We start from the raw sequence: 18,304 nt of genomic DNA on the forward strand, positions 1-18,304 counted from the left end.
CGATTATCAGTCTTTATGTACGATAACTCCGCCTGTCTTGTAAATGCTGTCAGAAGGGATAACTCCTCTTACACAGCTTGTTGGATAGATATTTGAATTTCTGCCGATAACAGTACCGGGATTGAGAACGCTGTTGCAGCCAACTTCAACGAAGTCACCAAGCATTGCACCGATCTTTTTGATACCTGTTTCGATCTTTTCATCGCCTGACTTGATAACTACATTTGTCTTGTCAGACTTGACATTTGAAGTGATCGAACCTGCACCCATATGTGACTTGTAGCCGAGGATACTGTCACCTACATAGTTATAATGCGGAGTCTGAACGTTATCAAAGAGAATAACGTTTTTAAGCTCTACAGAATTTCCTACAACACAGTTCTCGCCGACAAGTGCGCTTCCTCTGATGAATGCACCGTGACGCACCTCTGTTCCTGCACCGATTATACATGGTGAACCAAGATAAGCTGTGGAAAAAACCTTTGCTGTCTTGTGTACCCATACATTTTCAGACGGGTTATCATATTCATCGGGACTCAGAGTTGCTCCAAGTTCGATAATAAAGCTGCTTATTCCCTTTAAAGCTTCCCAAGGGTATGTAAAGCGGCTGAGATATTCCTTTGCTGCTGTATGATTAAGATCATACAGTTCTGATATTTTTATGTTGTCCATTTGTATCAACTCCTGAAAGATCATAAATATTGCAAATACAATTATACTATCCATTCAGCCCAATGTCAAGGAAAAATGACAAAAACACGGCTTTATCCCTACTACTTTACAATTTCGTAAAAATATGGTAAAATAAAATCTGCACTTTTATAGTGCGTGAGTTTCGCATAAAATATATGCGAACAGTTTCCGATGTTTACACAGGAAGTGTATAAAATGAAAAACAAGCTTTTACAACTGCTGAAATGTCCGATGGCAGGACTGCTGATATTATTATCACTGTCAGTATCCCTTTGCCTTACTTCTTCTCTCGGACACGCAGAAAAAATAACAGATGACCAGAGCATGGAATTAAATGACGTTATTGAAACAGTTTCTAAACTTATCAATATCGAGTTTACATGTCCTCCTACAACCGCTACAACTACATCTGCTACTACCACAACAACTACAGTTACGACTACATCACAGTACGAAATATGTGAGCCTACTAAACTGGCAGGACAGTCTCCCAACAGCAAATTCTATCAGGAAAGACTTGCTATTGCAGGCGACTCAATAACTCTCGGTCTGAATTACTACGGTTTTATACCTGATATGCACAGTATTGCAGGTGATTCGGTATCTATATGGAATCTTGATTACTTTACATTTGACCTGGGTGGCGGTGAAATGGGCATGATCGATGCAATAGATTACGTTCACCCGAGACTGCTCTATATGTCAATTGGTATGAACGATGTTAATCTCAACTATCCCGACACGTATGTTGAACGTTACCGCGAGATAATCAATGAACTTATAAAACGAATGCCTGATATAAATATCGTCGTTGCTGCAATAACACCTGTAAGCTCTGACTGTAACGTTGTACGAAACGACATCATTCGTGAATACAATGCCGCACTCAAAAAAATGATAAAGGATATGAAGCTTCCTCAGGTAGTCTTTTTTGATACTTATTCCGTACTTTGTGACAACGAGCAAAATCTAAAAGATGGTTATTCATCAGGTGACGGAATGCACCTGTATATACCATGCTACAATGATATCCTTACAGCTCTGTTTGATTTCCTTGATACCACCGATTTCAAACAACGGCTCGGCGGATAAAAATTCAAGCCTGAGAGGTTGATCTCTCAGGCTTTTTATCATGTATTCTTGTCAACTTCGTGGAACTTCTTGAGATTACCTATCTTCTCATTTCTCTCGTCAAGAACTCTCTCAACGTCAGACCAGTCAAGTCCCTGATTTGCACAGAGTACCATTACATGGTAGAGAAGGTCGTTTATCTCGTTCATAAGCTCGTCGTTATCGCCGTTCTTTGCTGCGATAACTGTCTCGGTAGCTTCCTCGCCTACCTTCTTGCATATCTTGTCTACGCCTTTTTCAAAAAGGTAGCAGGTATAAGAATTTTCAGCAGCAGTCCCGTTCTCGAACTGCTTTTTTCTTTCCTTGATAACTTCAAAAATTTCCTGGTAAACTGTCATATTATTACTCCTTTGTATTATATTAACTTGCTGTAGTGGACGCCAGCCCCTACATTTTTATTCCTCGGAATTGTAAATCTCATTGAAAAAACAGCTGTAGCTGCCCGTATGACAGGCAACTCCCGTCTGCTCAACATTTACAAGCAGTGTATCGTTGTCACAGTCGCCGTATATAGAGACCACCTTCTGCAAATGTCCCGAAGTCGCGCCCTTGTTCCAGTACTCCTGACGTGAGCGGCTCCAGAACCATGTATAGCCTGTTTCGAGAGTCTTTTTCAGGCTCTCCTTGTTCATATACGCAAGCATAAGAACTGTTTTTGTATTGACCTCATAGCATATCGCAGGGATAAGCTCTCCCTTTACGAAGAATTTGTCGAGATCATTAATGTCTATCTTTATCATAGTATTTACCTTTCATTTCAGTAATCTATCCACCACTCGGGAGTTATTTCGCCAAGTGTAATTACCTTGCCCTTGCTGTAGTCCAGCATTATCTTGATATCCTTGTAGCTTTCGGGCATAAGCTGTACCATAAGCTCGCGGCAAGCACCGCATGGAGCTCCCTTGCCCTCAAAAGGCGGTATACAAAGCAGCTTGTCTATCTCGTTCTCGCCGTTGGTTATCATATTGAATATGGCGTTTCTCTCCGCGCATATTCCCAGCGTTGAACAAGTGTCGATACATACACCTGTGTATATCTTTCCCGACTTGCTGAGCACAGCCGCAGATACTTCACCTGCCGTGACATATTCGGATATACGCCGCGGTTTAAGAACAGCCTTAGCCGCTGCATACATCTCTTCCCATATCCTATCCATAGCTTATCTCACTATTACGCCCTTGCCTCGGCAGTAGTCCTTGACTTCGCCGACAGTAAGCTCCTTGAAGTGGAAAAGTGAAGCCGCAAGAGCTGCTGTAGCACCTGTTTTCTCGAAAACCTCGTAGAAATCGTTTATCTTGCCTGCTCCGCCGCTGGCGATAACAGGTATAGAGCAGTTGTCACATACAGCTTTGAGCATAGGAATATCAAAGCCTTCCTTTGTGCCGTCGGCATCTATGGAGTTAAGGCATATCTCACCTGCTCCAAGCTTTTCGATAGTATGTACCCAGTCGATAAGATCGATGCCCATGTCCTTGCGTCCGCCGTTTATATAAACAGTCCACGTATTATCAGCTATCTTCTTTGCGTCGATACCTACGCATATGCACTGGCTGCCGAATATGTCTGCGCCGTCTTTGATGAGCTGAGGATTTTGTACAGCCTGAGAGTTTACGGACACCTTGTCAGCACCTGCTCTCAGAGCCTCACGAATATCGTCAACTGTCTTGATACCGCCGCCGACTGTAAGCGGTACGAAAACCTTCTTAGCTGTATCTCTTACTACATCGAGGAAAACTCCACGTCCCTCAAATGAAGCAGTTATATCATAGAATACTATCTCGTCTGCGCCCTGTTTGTTGTACTCCTCAGCACACTCCACAGGATCGCCTACATCACGTACTCCCTCAAAATTTACGCCCTTTACTACCTTTCCGTTTCTTACATCAAGGCAAGGGATTATTCTCTTTGCAAGCATTTTCTCACTTCCTTAAAAATTGTTTATTATTATTTTTGCGGATACTATCACCACAATAAAGATGATCTCAGCTATGATTATATATTTATTTGACTTTTTCATCCTCACTTTGCTGTCAACTGCCAGAAAAGCTACTATAATTATCAATAATGGCAAAGTCTGGAATTCCCTTATTGGTAAGCCGAATGTGAACATTCTCGTCTGGTATATCACACAGTGTGCCCATATGGTGTAGAACACTGCCCAGAACAGCTTCATTGCGTCAAGAGCTGCAAAGAAAGTCATTCTGATGAACCTGTCATCTTCTTCACTAAACTTCTTGCCGATACGCTTTATCTTTCCAACAGCTATCTGAGCTAAAGTGAATATCCATGCAAGTCCGAAACCTGCCATAAACGGGAAAAAAGCCAGCCATTTTGAACCGTAAACATCAAATTCGTTATCATCGCCGTAATGTATGCCTACCTGTTGGGGAAATTCCCTGTAAACCGACAGCATATACACTAAATACACAGTGAGCATACCGAATGAAATGATATTTACCGCTGTATGAAGCTTTTTAAAAACATTCTCATTCATTTGAATACTCAATTGCTTCTTTTAGATTTAAAGTTCCTTTATATATTGACTTTCCGCATATTGTACCGTAAAGTCCCATTTCCTTGCAGGCGATGATGTCGTCCATAGTATGTACTCCGCCGCTTGCTACGATATTGGCTCTGCCCTCTGTAGCGTCAGCAAGCTTTTTGAGCTGCTCGCGGTTTACGCCTGAGAGTGTGCCGTCTTTGGAAATATCAGTGAAAATAAAGTACTTCACGCCTGATTCTATCATCTTATTCGCAAGGTCGATATAGTGAACATCAGAGCTTTCCAGCCAGCCCTCTGTAGCTACCATTTCGTTCATTGCATCTATCCCTACAACTATCTTTTCACTGCCAAATTTCTCAACAGCTTCACAGACAAGCTTGGGATCTTTCAGTGCGACCGAACCGAGTATTACCCTTGTGATACCCATATCAAGGTATTCCTTGATCGTCTGTATACTTCTTATACCGCCGCCAAGCTCTACCTTTAAGTTAGTTTTCTCGGCAACATCGGTATATATCTTTGTATTGACAGGTCTGCCCTCTTTTGCACCGTCAAGGTCTACCATGTGTATCCATTCTGCTCCTGCTGCCTCAAAACTTTTTGCAGTTTCAAGATAATCGGAAGCCACCTTTTCGACAGTGGAAAAGTCGCCCTTGAAAAGACGGACACAGTTGCCGTCCTTAATATCTATTGCGGGAAAAATTATCATGCTTATTCTCCTTTTGATCTTATGAGTTCGAGAAGCGGTCCGAGGTTCTTTTTATCGGTCCAGTCGCACTTTTTATCCTTTGCTTCAAGCAGCGGACGATCATACGACTTTAACTCCGCAGGATCTTTCTTTTCGATCATTTTTATGTAAAGCTTCATCATTGCCTTATCAGTGAAACCAAGATCTTCGATATTCCAGATCCCCTGATAGTAAAAGAGCGGTATATCTGCAAGCTCGCCCTTGAGATTGTGCTCCTTCAGTATACCGAGCACCTCATCGCTGCAAGGTGCCATACCGCAGGCGAAAATGTATATATTCCTGCCTTTCAGCGCACCGATATTCTTTTTCAGAAATGCTATCCCTGCAATAGAAGATGCATAGACACCGCCGCCAAGAACGATAGTGTCATATTTTTCCACTTCTTTTATGTCAGCCTTTTTTGTGTCGATGACCTTGAATCCGGTCTCCTGTGAGAGCCATTCCGCATATTTTTGGGAAGCTCCGTATTTAGACCGACAGAGTATTATTCCGCTCATTTTTTACCTCATCATTTTATTTCTTATCATATCGGCATATTCTGCCGAAAGTCCGATCTCTTCAAAGTAATTATCTACAGTGCCGAAGCGTTCTGTAAAAAGGTCAATAAAACCGTTCATGCTCTTTTCGTTTGCAAGTACGATATTCCTGTCGACTTCGGGGTGAGCCGCAAGAAATGCTTCAAGCCTTTTGTGATTGTACTCGCGGCTGATAACATAATCCCTGACTACAGACTCTCTGTCAACTTCGCAGGTCATAAGTATTATCGCACTTACTACGCCTGTCCTGTCTTTTCCTGCCGTACAGTGGAAAAGTACACCCTGTTCTGCTTCTGCAATGACTTTCATCACCTTCGGCATATTTTCAGCAGTTGCTATAGTCATATATGACAACGGTACAGCCTCAAGACTTTCGGGAACACCGCTTCCCTCAACTATGGGAAAGTGATGATACTCAAACTCCGACAGCTCAGATAATGTATCAGGAGTCTTTGCTCTCTCCGTTTCTGTACGCATATCGATTATAGTCGTTATATGAGATGAAAGAAGTTTAATGATGTCATCAGCCTGAGGAGCAGAAGGTACATCGCTGCGCCAGTACACATTATTTTTCGTAATACTGCCGTCAGCAGTTTTAAAACCGCCAAGCTCACGGGTATTATACGAGCTTGAAAGCATACTCTTATATACCATAATAACGTTCCCTCACTTTAACTTTGCAAGTATGTCCGGATACGTCTTGTTCCAGTCTTTCTGCGGATCGTCAAGAACAATGCTGCTGATATCAAGTTTACTGAGAATATCAAGTTCACGCCGCTGTCTTTCTTCAAGTGCAGATATATACCCGTCAAACCCTTTTAGTCCGTGGCTTTTGCCATACTCACCGTTACAGTGATAGTCGATGACCGAATTGAGCCACTCATCTCCTCGTTCAGCAGAAGCTTTCTTTACACTTTCGTAAACTTCACTGTTTTTGAGATATACTACAATAGGCGAAAACGGCTTTATAATCTCACATATTTCAGCTATATATCCAGCAGAAACTGATTTGTCAAATCCAAAACGCATCATAGTCTCGCACATAGGATTCTGCAAAAGCACACAGTTGAAAACATATCTGCCGCCGTCATTTTTAGCTGCAAATTCACGCCATTTATCGAGCATTACAGCACGTTCGTTCTCCCATGGAAGAAAATCGTATATCTTGTATTGCAGGAGCTTATTGAATAGCTCTCCGCTGAATTCTCCAAGACTAACGATATTACCGCCTGAGTTTTTCACAGTGTGCTTAGCTATCTCCTGACGCTCGTCTGATGTGAAATTTTCGAGCTGGTTATCCGTCAAAAATGCATGAAACTCATAGTCCGCAGGATGATCGCCTGTACCTTCGTCAATGAAAGTCATATCAAGCTGCTGTGCAATAAATCTTGCAGTTGTACTCTTTCCCGAGCATGGCAGTCCTTCGACTATGATGAGCTTGTTCATTTAATAAGTCCTCCGAAGCTGCGGAGAATTTTAAGTCCTGTTTCGCCGCTCTTTTCGGGGTGGAACTGTGCGCCGTATACGTATTTTCCGTCGTAAACAAGTGCAGGCACTCTTCCGCCGTATTCAACATATGCAGCTATATTCTTATCCTCGCAGTGAGCCTTGTATGAGTGAACAAAGTAAACATACTCGTTATCCCCTACATTTTCAAGAAGCGGACAGTCATTGAGCTTTTCGAGCTTGTTCCAGCCCATGTGCGGGATTATAAGCTCAGGTTCTTCCATTTTTCTTACGCTGCCGCCGATAAGTCCGAGACCGTCACATTCCTCGAATTCATAGCCCTTTTCAAATATGAGCTGCATACCGAGGCAAATGCCGAGGAAAGGCTTCTTTGTGGCTTCTTCCTTGATAGTGTCAATAAGTCCCGTAGCTTCAAGCTTCTTCATAGCCGCAGGGAATGCTCCGACTCCGGGAAGAATAACAGCGTCCGCAGACTTTACTGACTCCTTATCGCTGACAAGCTTACTGTCAAGTCCGAGATAATCCAAAGCGTTCTTTACGCTGAAAATATTGCCTGCGCCGTAATCAATTATAGCGATCATCAGAGAACTCCTTTCGTTGAGAGAGTTGAACCGTCTGAATTTTCAGTAACAGCTGTTTTAAGTGCATGAGCTACTGCTTTGTATACAGCCTCTGCCTTGTGATGGTCATTGCTGCCGTATAGAAGGTTGATGTGCAGCGTCATGCCAGAATTGAATGCAAAAGCGCGGAAAAATTCCTCTGTCATACAAAGATCATAGCCTCCGCAGCTCTGATTTGTAAAGTCACAGTTGAAAACAAGGAATGGACGATTGCTCAGGTCAAGACTTGCCATTGCAAGAGACTCGTCCATAGGGATATAAGCTGTACCATAGCGGACTATACCTGATTTTGTACCGAGAGCCTGTCCTAAAGCTGCTCCGAGAGCTATGCCTGTATCTTCGATAGTGTGGTGACAGTCAACGTGCAGGTCGCCCTTGACCTTGACAGTCATGCTTATACCACTGTGTACAGAAAGAGCTGTCAGCATATGATCAAAGAAACCAATACCTGTATCTATATCAGCCCTGCCCTTTCCGTCAAGAGTAACAATTACCTTTATCTGAGTCTCTTTTGTATTTCGCTCAATAGTTCCTGTACGCATACTGACCTCCTTTACTTACCAAAGTAACTGTCAAGGACGCTTATAAAACGTGCGTTTTCAGCTTCTGTACCTGCTGTTATACGTATAAAGCCCTTGAACTTTCTTATTGCGATAGAATTATCCAGCATAAAGCTGTATATCTTTTCAAACTCGTCTGTCTTTATGAAAATGAAGTTTGTGCATGGCTCATATACTTTCTCAAAGCAGCCATACTTCCTGTCAATTTCAGTAATGTCGCTGTAAAGCTTCTTTGTATTTGCAACGATTATATCGCGGCACTCTTTAAGATATTCCTTTTCACTGAGTATATCTGCTACGATAGTCTGCGCAACTGTATCATTGTTATATGGAGACTTAGCTGCACGTAGCGCGTTGGTTATAGTCTTGTTTGCCACTGCAAAGCCAAATCTTACTGCTGCAAGTCCTATAGCCTTTGAGCAGGTCTTGAGTATTATAAGATTATCATAATTATTGACCTCTGAAAGTATGGACTGATCCCAGAAGTCCATATAAGCTTCATCAAGGATAATGAGTACATCGTCAAGAGACTCTATTATCTTCCTTATAGCTGCTCTGTCAAGTCCTAAAGATGTTGGATTACAGGGATTTGAGAAGATAAGTCCCTTTGCACCCTTTTCCTTGCAGAATGAAATGAGCTTATCGGGATCAATTGTAAGATCAGCTTCCTTCTGATAGGTCTCAACATTAACCTCGTAAAGCTGAGCATAAAACTCATACATTGAGAAATCATGTGAGACATTTACGATAGTATCTCCAGCCTCAAAAAAACAGCCTTCGATTATGCTTATAAGCTCGTCAGAACCGTTTCCTGCACTAATAAGCTCCTCAGGAATGTTGTATAGCTCAGAAAAAGCCTTAGTAGGAGCTTTTGCAAGACAGTCTGGATAGCGGTTGAAGTCTATCTGTGAGATGCTTTTGTTTATCTTTGCTTTAAGCTGATCGTTAAGGTTGAAACAGCTCTCGTTTGCATCAAGTCTGATATCGTAGTGACCTGTGATCGGATCATAAGGCACTAAATTTATCAGCTTTTTATTAAGTTTGTAACTCATAATTTATCCTTTCCGAAAAAACACCTATAGGGCGACAGTATCAAAGAGCCGCCCCATTGCGTGATTTAGTCTTCAAATCTTACCTTGATAGCGTTAGCGTGAGCGGTAAGTCCCTCGCGCTCTGCAATAAGAACGATGTCGTCCTTAGCCTGTCTGAGTGCTTCCTCTGTGTAATAGGTATAAGCTGTACGCTTTGTGAAGCTTGCTACGCCAAGCGGAGAGAAGAAACGAGCTGTACCGCTTGTAGGAAGAACGTGGTTAGGACCTGCATAGTAGTCACCGAGAGGCTCGGAAGCATAGTGACCGAGGAATATTGAACCTGCGTTGTCAAGACTTCCAAGAAGCTCAAATGGATTTTCCATAAGGACTTCAAGGTGTTCTGGAGCTATCTCGTTTGCAAGTTCTACGCACTTTTCACGGCTATCTGCAATGATTATAGCACCGTAATCTTCAAGGGATTTCTCAATGATATTCTTTCTTGAAAGATACTCTTTCTGACGCTCGATCTCCTTGATAGTGCCGTCAGCGAGCTTTTCACTGGTAGTTACCATAATTGCGGAAGCAAGCATATCGTGCTCAGCCTGTGACATGAGATCGGCAGCTGCAAACTTAGGATTAGCTGTATCATCAGCGATAACAAGTATCTCACTCGGTCCTGCTATCATGTCGATATCAACTACACCGTAAAGAAGCTTCTTTGCAGTAGCAACGTAAATATTTCCAGGGCCTACAATCTTGTCGCACTTAGGTATCTCTTCTGTACCGTAAGCAAGTGCAGCTATAGCCTGTGCACCGCCTGAGAGGAACACTCTGTCAACTCCGCAGATAGCTGCTGCAACGAGTATATCCTTATTAGGTGTACCGTCCTTCAAAGGAGGTGTTACCATGATTATCTCCTCAACGCCTGCAATTTTTGCAGGGATAGCATTCATAAGAACGCTTGACGGATAAGCAGCTGTACCGCCCGGAACATAAAGTCCTACTCTGTGGAGTCCGCGCACACGCTGTCCCATGATAACGCCGTTCTTCTTTGGAGAGATGAAGCTCTGCTCCACCTGTCTCTGGTGGAAATCAGCGATATTCTCCTGAGCATTGAGAAGTGCGTCAACAAACTCCTGATCTGCTTCTGTGAGAGCGTCATTGATGACCTCACGGGGAACTTCATAGTACTCGGGAAGATTTCCGTCAAATTTAAGTGTATAATTCTTAACAGCTTCATCGCCGTTATTCTTTACATTCTCGATTATCTCGGATACGACTTCCGTTACCTTTTTGTTTGTCTCACCGCTTCTTTTTTTAAGATCGTTAAGAAAAGCAACTTCGTCAGTACCGTTAGCGAATATTTTCTTCATTAAAGATTCTCCTCTATAAGTGTGATAAGTCTGTCTATTTCAGCGTGTCTCATTTTGAGACTTACGGTATTTGCTATAAGTCTTGCAGAGATAGGAGCAACGTCCTCAATGACTTCAAGTCCGTTTTCTCTTAAAGTAGTACCTGTCTCAACGATATCAACGATACCGTCTGCAAGCTCAAGAAGAGGAGCAAGCTCAACAGAACCTTCTATCTTGATTATCTCGGTATCCATGCCTTTTTTCTCAAAAAAGCTTCTTGCAACATTAGGATACTTTGTAGCGATAGTCTTTATACCGTAGCCGCTGTAAAAATCATAGCCTTTCTTTGTAGCAAGTGCGAACTTGCATTTACCAAATCCAAGATCAACGAGCTCGTAGAACTTTCCCTTCATCTCCATGATAGTGTCCTTACCCACAACACCCATATCACACACGCCATGCTCAACATATGTGATAACATCATTTGCCTTTGCAAGAACTACTTCGAGATTTGCGTCAGGTACGGGAAGTATAAGCTTTCTGCCTTTATCACGTACAGCAGTACAGTCAAATCCAAGCTTTTCAAGGAGACCTACTGTATCTTTTTCAAGTCTGCCCTTTGTAAGAGCCATTCTTATAGGCTTATTCATATGTTGACCTCCTTGCTTTCACCATCTATAACAACTACCTTCGCTATCTTCTTTTCCATTGCATAAGCACGTACACTGTCAAGATCGTCAAAGAGTGCATTCTCAACTACCATGCCCTGATCACGAAGCTCCTTTGCAGCTTTAAGTGCAGCTACCTCGCAACCTTCCTCAGCATATACGATAACATCGGGTCTTGGCTCGGCAGGAAGAACATCGCTCTTTTCCATAAGCTTAGCCACAGCATTGATATTTACCGCGAAACCGATAGCAGGTACATCATATCCGAACTCTGAAATGAGCTTGTCATAGCGTCCGCCTGAGAGAACTTCCTCACCGTGTCCCTGTAAATATCCCTTTATGATAAGACCTGTATAGTAGTCGGTCTTGTTTACGAGCCCGAGATCAACAGTGATAGAACCCTCACCGCCGCAAAGCTCGGAAGCATCGGCATAAATCTCTCTGAGCTCGTCAAGTATACGCTTGATATTTTCGTCAGGCATGAGCTCCTCAGCCTTTTCAAATACTTCCTCACCGCCAAAGAGTGCAGGAAGCTTTTTAAGTGCATTTGTAACAGGAGAATTTCCGAAGCTGTCAAGCAGATCGTTGAGTGCAGGGAAATTCTTGTTCTCGATAAGCTTTCTGATGCTTTCCTTGTCATTTTCTGAGGCATCGAGCTTTCCTACAAGTTCTTTGAAAATGCCTATATGTCCAAGTTCAAGTGAGAACTCCATACCAAATGAGCTAAGTGAGTCAACAGCTGTTGATATAACTTCAAGGTCTGCTATCTTGAGCTGTGAACCTATAAGCTCTATACCGGCCTGTACAACTTCGTCGCTTCTGCCTTTTAATGAAGGCTCAGTTGTGTATACAGCCTGAGCATAGCAGAATTTCAGCGGAAGCTCTGCATCTCTCAGTCTAGTTGCAACTATTCTTGCGATAGGCATAGTTGTATCAGGACGCATTACAAGCAGTCTGCCCTTGCTGTCAGTAAGCTTGTAGAGATTTTCCTGAGGGAAATAACGTGAATTAAGGTTGAATACGTCATAAAATTCAAGTCCGGGAGTTATGGTCTCATTATATCCGCGGCTTTTGAAAAGTCCCATAAGGGTGCTTTCTATATTTCTTCTTACGATACACTCTCCGAAGAGCAAGTCTTTTGTACCCTCGGGAGTTATAAGGTCATAGTTTTTCATGTGAACCTCCTCGTTAATCACTTTAGTCTGCTAACATGATAATATGATAACATATTACTAAAAGAAAGTCAAGTTAAAAGAACGACATCTGTGTGGATTCGGGTAAATCACCAAACGCACCTATGCTTTTCAACATATCTATTGTTGTTTTTGACGCACCGCTCTCCTGCTGGAACTCCTCGATAGACATAAATCCGCCCTTCTGAACAGCTTCGTAAATTCCCTTTGCAGCGTTGTCGCCGACACCGCTCATTGCGGAGAAAGGTATTCTCAGCTTGCCGTCCTCAACAAGATAATCTGTAGCGTGTGATTTGAAAAGATCAATGGGCAGGAACTCATATCCTCTCGACATCATCTCATTTGTAATGAGCAGGATATCGTACAGGGCACTGTCCTTGTTGGTCTTGTCGTTGCCCAGTGCCTTGATCTCCTCGATCTTGGCACGAACTGCACCTTTGCCCTTAATAGCAAGCTCTGCGTCAAAGTCCTCACCTCTTACGGAGAAGTAGGTCGCATAGTATTCAAGAGGCATATGCAGCTTGAACCAGCCCAGCTTTATGGCAGCGATAACGTACGCAGCCGCGTGAGCCTTCGGAAACATATACTTTATCTTCAGACAGCTCTCGATGTACCATTCGGGTACGTTGTGATCGCGGAGCATCTGGATTATCTCAGGTGTGAACTGCTTGGGAGCTTTACCCTTACGTGTCCACTCCATTATCTGGAAAGCCATTTTCGGCTCTACCCCTTTATACAAAAGGTATGTCATAATAGAGTCACGCGTACCGATAACGTCTGAAATGGTACATACGCCGTTGTCGATAAGGTCCTTAGCATTTCCCAGCCAAACGTCGGTACCGTGGGAAAGTCCCGAGATCTGTAAAAAGTCGCTGAACTTGGTGGGCTTTGCGTCCAGAAGCATCTGTATTGTAAAGCCTGTACCCATTTCAGGTATGCCGAGGCTTCCTGTCTTGCAGTATATCTCCTCGGGAGTTACACCCAGCACATCGCAGTTGGTACACATACGAATAACATCGGGGTCAGATGTGGGAACATCCTTTATCTTTATGCCCGTAAGGTCTTCAAGATGCTTGTACAGCGTTGGAACAACGTGTCCAAGCTCGTCAAGCTTCAGGATAGTATCATGGAGCGAGTTGAACGTGAAATGAGTTGTGATTATCTCGGAATCCGCAGTATCAGCAGGGTGCTGAACGGGAGTAAAGTCATAAACGTCATAATCTGACGGAACAACGACCATTCCGCCCGGGTGCTGTCCTGTAGTCCTCTTGATGCCCGTACAGCCGATAGCAAGACGGCTCATTTCCGCATTGTTAAGCGTGATGCCGTTTTCTTCGCAGTACTTCTTTACGTAGCCATAGGCTGTCTTTTCAGCAACTACGGATATAGTTCCTGCCTTGAAAACGTTTGATTTACCGAAAAGCTTTTCTGTATAACGATGTGCCCAGAACTGGTATTCATCGGAGAAGTTAAGGTCTATATCAGGAGCTTTATCGCCATCAAACCCGAGAAAGGTCTCGAATGGGATATCATGTCCGTCACGGTTCATGTCCTTTCCGCAGTCGGGACACTTCTTAGGCGGCAGGTCAAATCCCGAACCGTATACACCGTCCAGCAGGAACTCACTGTGCTTGCAGTTAGGGCAGACATAGTGTGGCGGAAGCGGATTTACCTCCGAGATACCTGCCATTGATGCAACGAATGACGAACCGACCGATCCTCTCGAACCAACAAGATATCCGTTGTCAACAGAGTTCCAAACAAGCTTCTGTGCGATAATGTAAAGTACTGAAAATCCGTGCTTGATAATAGATGAAAGCTCTCTGTCAAGACGCTTGTCAACAAGCTCGGGAAGCGGATCACCGTATATCTCATGAGCCTTGTCATGAGTTATCTTTACAAGCTCTTCCTCAGCACCTTCGATCGTAGGTGTAAAAGTTCCCTTTGGTATAGGACGTATCATCTCTATCTGGTCGGCAATTGCATTGGTATTGGTAATGACTACTTCTTTTGCCTTATCCTCGCCGAGATATGCAAACTCCGTCATCATTTCCTCGGTAGTCCTCAGATAAAGCGGAGCCTGCTCCTCTGCGTCCTTAAAGCCCATGCTTGCAAGGATTATCTTACGGTAGATAGCGTCCTTCGGATCAATAAAATGAACATCACAGGTCGCGCAGGTAGGTATACCCAGTCTGTCACCCAGTTCTACTATATTTTTATTGAATTCACGAAGCTCGTCATCGTCCCTTGCTACGCCCTCACGAACCATGAATTCGTTGTTGCCTATGGGTTGTATCTCAAGGTAATCATAGAATTTCGCAAGATTGTCGATATAGTCCTGATCGCGTATATCAAGCATAGCCTGAAACAGCTCTCCTGCTTCACAGGCACTTCCGTAGATAAGTCCCTCACGATGTTCAATGAGCTTGGACTTAGGTATAAGCGGCTTTTTATAGAAGTATTCAAGGTTACTGAGCGATACCAGTCTGTAGAGATTTTTAAGTCCTGCCTGATTGCGGACAAGAATGATATGATGATAGCTTTTCAGCTTCTTTGTCTCTATCTCACCAACAAGTATATTGAGCTGCTGTATTGACTTGAAGTTTCTTTCACTTTTAAGTCTGCCGACAAGCTCGATATATATTTTCGCAAGCATCAAAGCATCATCGGAAGCTCTGTGGTGGTCAAACTTTCCGAGTTTGAGCTGCTTTGCAACAAGATTGAGCTTGTGTCGTCCCATTTCGGGGAGCATGGACTGACACATAACAAGTGTGTCCACCCATGTATACGGGAAATCGATATCCTGACGCTTCTTCACCTGATTTATCATGTTGGTATCATAACGGGCGTTATGAGCAACAAGCACAGGCTTGTCTCCGCAGAACTCCATGAACATACGCAGTGCCTCTGCTTCATCAGGAGCATTGGCAACATCTGCATCGCTTATTCCCGTAAGCTCAGTTATTCTCTCGGGGATATGGAAACCGGGATTTACCTTTGTATTGAAGCTGTCAACTACCTGTAAGTTTTTCAGCTTTACGGCACCTATCTCTGTAAGGCGGTCATTGCGGAAGCTGAGTCCTGTAGTCTCAACATCGAATATGATTATCTCATCATCGAATGAACGGTCATCGTCGCCGTAGACTACCATGTCACGCTCGATATCGTTGACAACATAAGCCTCCATGCCGTATATAGCCTTGAAGTTCTTTGGCATATTATACATACAATCAGGGAAAGCCTGCACGTTACCGTGATCGGTTATAGCCATAGCCTGATGTCCCCATGCAGCGGCTCTGTTGATAAGTGTAACAGGATCGGTAACAGCGTCCATTGCAGACATATTGCTGTGGCAGTGGAGCTCGACACGCTTTTCGGGATAATTGTCCATTTTCGGTATACGTTTTACCTTGATAAGAGAATTTGCCGATATGACAATATCTCTTGCGTAGGAGTCGTAATCCAGCTTACCCGAAACGAGAAGTGTTGCGCCACTCTTTATTGAGCCAAGCTTCAGCTCCTCTACCTCTTCATTCTTGGCAAATATCTTCACCTTTAACGAACCACTGTAGTCTGTGATATCATATGTAACTACAGTCTTTTCGTTACGGACTTCTTTAAGCTCAGAGGCAAATACATCACCTACGACAACGACCTTTTCTCCAAGACGCTGTACAGCTTCGCAGATCGGTACAGGTTTTTCACGTATAGCCTTGCCCTTGACTATTTCGGCAGACTCTGCGTCAAAATCCTTATCAAGAGCAGTAACATCAATTGTCACAGTAGGTATTACCGACTTCATTTCCTCGGCTCTTATCTCATCGGGAGTCTTGTCGGGAATGAGCTGACTGCTGTAATCAGGCATATCCGCTTCGATACGCTCTATCATCTCATCGAACTGCTGAGCACTTACATTGTTCTCACCGTCAAGAACTACCTTGACCTTCACACCGAACTGATTATATATCATTCGTGAAAAATACAGGCAGAAGTTATACCTGTCAAGGATATCCCTGCCGCCGTGTACTATCTTTATACGCAGTTCTCCGTTTCCGAGAGTTACTTCCGCATCATCGAGAAAGCCGTTGACTACAGGTATTTCGCGCTTCAAAAGTTTAAGAAGCTCGCTGTAGCAATCCATGCCGAATTTCTCAGACGGATATCGAGGAGCAAGTCTAACCTGCTCCACCTTTATAGCTGTCTCCACAGCCTTTTCAAAACTAAAGATATCATCACTTGGTACTATTTCACCGAAATGCGCATGAAAACGTATCTTTTCGAGATTTTCGCTGTATGTCAGCTTGAATATCTCGCCGCTGAGGATACTCTCAGGCAATTCGAGGTCATAATCTTTGAGAAATTCGGATATTTTTATCTGCATTTGTCAACGTCCTTCTTAAAAATCATCATTAGCATATATGATCTGCCGCCAATTATTTATTGGTCATCAGCTTTTTAAAACCTACAGCAATTACATTCACTGCAGCAATTGCAATGACTAATATGAAAACCTCAGCCGTATATCTAAGGAATTTATTACCGATAAGTTCTTCAAGTCCTATGATATCTGTTACAATAAATCCTAAAATCAAGCCAAAAAGCAATAATACAGCTTCTTTCCAGTCAAACTTATGCGGCTTTTTATCTCGTCCTGAAAAGTCTCTTTTAAAAGCTTTTAATTATAATACTCTTTTTCATTTTCCTTTGTGTATTTCATTGCTTTATCTCCTAAAAAGTTTTATTAAAAAATCTTTCAGAGTTTTTCTATCTCAGCAAGAAGCTCGGGAACTATTGCATCTTCACTTATTTTGCGCTGAGTGCCGTCCTTTTTGAAGATGATAGCACAGCCGTCACCGCCTGCAATGCCGACATCAGCTTCACGTGCTTCTCCCGGACCGTTTACGATACAGCCCATGACTGCCACTGTTATATCCTTGTCCATATCCTTGACAGCTTCCTCGACCATTTTAGCCGCCTTAACAAGGTCAATTCGGGTTCTGCCGCAGGTAGGACATGATACTATCCTTACGCCGCCGCGCTTGCCGATACTTTTGAGAATATCCTTTGCAGCAGCTATCTCGCGGATAGGATCATCTGTAAGAGATACACGGATAGTCTCGCCGATACCGTCACAAAGAAGTGAGCCTATACCTATTGCTGACTTGATAAGTCCCATACGCTCTGTACCCGCCTCAGTAACACCGAGGTGAAGCGGATAATCACACTTATGCGCTGCAAGTCTGTATGAAGCTATCATCTTATTTACATCCGAGGACTTAATGGAAATAACTATATCGTTAAAGTCAAAATGCTCCAGCATAGCTGCGTGTCCCATTGCACTCTCAACAAGAGCTTCGGGAGTAGGCGATCCGTATTTCTCAAGTATCTCCTTTTCAAGAGAGCCTGAGTTTACGCCTATACGTATAGGGATATTTCTTGTGCGGCAGGCTTCGACTACAGCCTTTACCCTATCCATACCGCCGATATTACCCGGATTGATACGTATCTTGTCAACACCTGCGGCAGCAGATTCAAGTGCAAGCTTGTAATCAAAGTGGATATCCGCAACAAGGGGGATCTTTACAGCTTCCTTGATAGCAGGGATAAGCTTTACAGCCTCCATATTCGGAATAGCTGCACGTATTATCTCGCAGCCTGCCTTTTCAAGCTCAACTGCCTGCTTTACACTGCCCTCGATATCGTCCGAGCGCATATTGAGCATCGATTGTATATATATATGCTTTCCGTCGAGGACACAGTCCCCTACCTTTACAGGTCTGACATTTCTCATATTATTCCTCC

General features: G+C 43.3%; 20 protein-coding genes. 1 reads left to right on the forward strand and 19 read right to left on the reverse strand.

Translation table 11 applies throughout. The features are described 5' to 3' along the window. Positions 1-6: 6 nt before the first annotated feature. Positions 7-672, reverse strand: coding sequence for an acyltransferase (locus BLW60_RS08345; RefSeq protein ID WP_081348182.1), 666 nt, complete (start codon positions 670-672; stop codon positions 7-9). Positions 673-888: 216 nt separating this feature from the next. Between BLW60_RS08345 and BLW60_RS08350 the strand changes: the two genes are divergently transcribed. After that, positions 889-1,785, forward strand: coding sequence for a GDSL-type esterase/lipase family protein (locus tag BLW60_RS08350; RefSeq protein ID WP_074716293.1), 897 nt, complete (start codon positions 889-891; stop codon positions 1,783-1,785). 38 nt (positions 1,786-1,823) lie between these two features. Here BLW60_RS08350 and hisE read toward each other — a convergent pair whose 3' ends face one another. From hisE to ispG, 18 genes are all read right to left on the reverse strand, one after another. Continuing rightward, the gene (gene hisE, locus BLW60_RS16235; protein ID WP_028516514.1) at positions 1,824-2,162 is read right to left on the reverse strand and encodes a phosphoribosyl-ATP diphosphatase; all 339 of its coding nucleotides are present in this window, start codon (positions 2,160-2,162) and stop codon (positions 1,824-1,826) included. Positions 2,163-2,219: 57 nt separating this feature from the next. Beyond that, the gene (gene hisI / locus BLW60_RS16240) at positions 2,220-2,564 is read right to left on the reverse strand and encodes a phosphoribosyl-AMP cyclohydrolase (RefSeq protein WP_081348184.1); all 345 of its coding nucleotides are present in this window, start codon (positions 2,562-2,564) and stop codon (positions 2,220-2,222) included. A gap of 17 nt (positions 2,565-2,581) precedes the next feature. Further along, a complete protein-coding gene (locus BLW60_RS08360) occupies positions 2,582-2,980 on the reverse strand; it encodes a cytidine deaminase family protein (RefSeq protein WP_074716296.1) in 399 nt (132 codons plus the stop codon). 3 nt (positions 2,981-2,983) lie between these two features. Further along, positions 2,984-3,739 carry an imidazole glycerol phosphate synthase subunit HisF gene (hisF, locus tag BLW60_RS08365; RefSeq protein ID WP_074716298.1) on the reverse strand — a complete coding sequence of 252 codons (756 nt, stop codon included), beginning with the start codon at positions 3,737-3,739 and terminating at the stop codon, positions 2,984-2,986. A 12-nt stretch (positions 3,740-3,751) separates the two neighbouring features. Then, a complete protein-coding gene (locus BLW60_RS08370; protein ID WP_074716300.1) occupies positions 3,752-4,318 on the reverse strand; it encodes a hypothetical protein in 567 nt (188 codons plus the stop codon). Beyond that, entirely contained in the window at positions 4,311-5,036 is a 726-nt protein-coding gene (hisA, locus tag BLW60_RS08375) for a 1-(5-phosphoribosyl)-5-[(5-phosphoribosylamino)methylideneamino]imidazole-4-carboxamide isomerase (RefSeq protein WP_074716302.1), read from the reverse strand. The genes BLW60_RS08370 and hisA overlap by 8 nt, the downstream gene beginning before the upstream one ends. Positions 5,037-5,038: 2 nt before the next feature. Further along, positions 5,039-5,572: a flavodoxin domain-containing protein gene (locus BLW60_RS08380; RefSeq protein ID WP_074716305.1), complete on the reverse strand. Its 534-nt coding sequence runs from the start codon at positions 5,570-5,572 to the stop codon at positions 5,039-5,041. 3 nt (positions 5,573-5,575) lie between these two features. After that, complete coding sequence (locus BLW60_RS08385; protein WP_074716307.1) at positions 5,576-6,265, reverse strand: tyrosine-protein phosphatase; 690 nt, start codon at positions 6,263-6,265, stop codon at positions 5,576-5,578. A 12-nt stretch (positions 6,266-6,277) separates the two neighbouring features. Next, on the reverse strand, positions 6,278-7,057 hold the full coding sequence (locus BLW60_RS08390) for a P-loop NTPase family protein (RefSeq protein ID WP_074716310.1): 780 nt from the start codon (positions 7,055-7,057) through the stop codon (positions 6,278-6,280). Next, complete coding sequence (gene hisH / locus BLW60_RS08395; protein ID WP_074716313.1) at positions 7,054-7,659, reverse strand: imidazole glycerol phosphate synthase subunit HisH; 606 nt, start codon at positions 7,657-7,659, stop codon at positions 7,054-7,056. The genes BLW60_RS08390 and hisH overlap by 4 nt, the downstream gene beginning before the upstream one ends. Then, a complete protein-coding gene (hisB, locus tag BLW60_RS08400) occupies positions 7,659-8,240 on the reverse strand; it encodes an imidazoleglycerol-phosphate dehydratase HisB (protein WP_074716315.1) in 582 nt (193 codons plus the stop codon). Before hisB ends, hisH begins: the two co-directional genes overlap by 1 nt. Positions 8,241-8,251: 11 nt before the next feature. Continuing rightward, on the reverse strand, positions 8,252-9,310 hold the full coding sequence (locus tag BLW60_RS08405; protein ID WP_074716316.1) for a pyridoxal phosphate-dependent aminotransferase: 1,059 nt from the start codon (positions 9,308-9,310) through the stop codon (positions 8,252-8,254). 65 nt (positions 9,311-9,375) lie between these two features. Then, a complete protein-coding gene (gene hisD, locus BLW60_RS08410) occupies positions 9,376-10,662 on the reverse strand; it encodes a histidinol dehydrogenase (protein ID WP_074716318.1) in 1,287 nt (428 codons plus the stop codon). Next, complete coding sequence (gene hisG / locus BLW60_RS08415; protein ID WP_028516501.1) at positions 10,662-11,291, reverse strand: ATP phosphoribosyltransferase; 630 nt, start codon at positions 11,289-11,291, stop codon at positions 10,662-10,664. The genes hisD and hisG overlap by 1 nt, the downstream gene beginning before the upstream one ends. Beyond that, positions 11,288-12,484, reverse strand: coding sequence for an ATP phosphoribosyltransferase regulatory subunit (hisZ, locus tag BLW60_RS08420; protein ID WP_074716320.1), 1,197 nt, complete (start codon positions 12,482-12,484; stop codon positions 11,288-11,290). The genes hisG and hisZ overlap by 4 nt, the downstream gene beginning before the upstream one ends. Before the next feature lie 73 nt (positions 12,485-12,557). Further along, entirely contained in the window at positions 12,558-16,883 is a 4,326-nt protein-coding gene (locus BLW60_RS08425) for a PolC-type DNA polymerase III (RefSeq protein WP_074716322.1), read from the reverse strand. A gap of 52 nt (positions 16,884-16,935) precedes the next feature. Beyond that, positions 16,936-17,106: a hypothetical protein gene (locus tag BLW60_RS16795; protein ID WP_175460909.1), complete on the reverse strand. Its 171-nt coding sequence runs from the start codon at positions 17,104-17,106 to the stop codon at positions 16,936-16,938. Between the two features lie 149 nt (positions 17,107-17,255). Further along, positions 17,256-18,293 carry a flavodoxin-dependent (E)-4-hydroxy-3-methylbut-2-enyl-diphosphate synthase gene (gene ispG, locus BLW60_RS08430; protein WP_074716324.1) on the reverse strand — a complete coding sequence of 346 codons (1,038 nt, stop codon included), beginning with the start codon at positions 18,291-18,293 and terminating at the stop codon, positions 17,256-17,258. Positions 18,294-18,304 lie beyond the last annotated feature (11 nt).

Source organism: Ruminococcus flavefaciens, from assembly GCF_900108555.1.
Lineage (GTDB): Bacteria > Bacillota > Clostridia > Oscillospirales > Ruminococcaceae > Ruminococcus > Ruminococcus flavefaciens_P.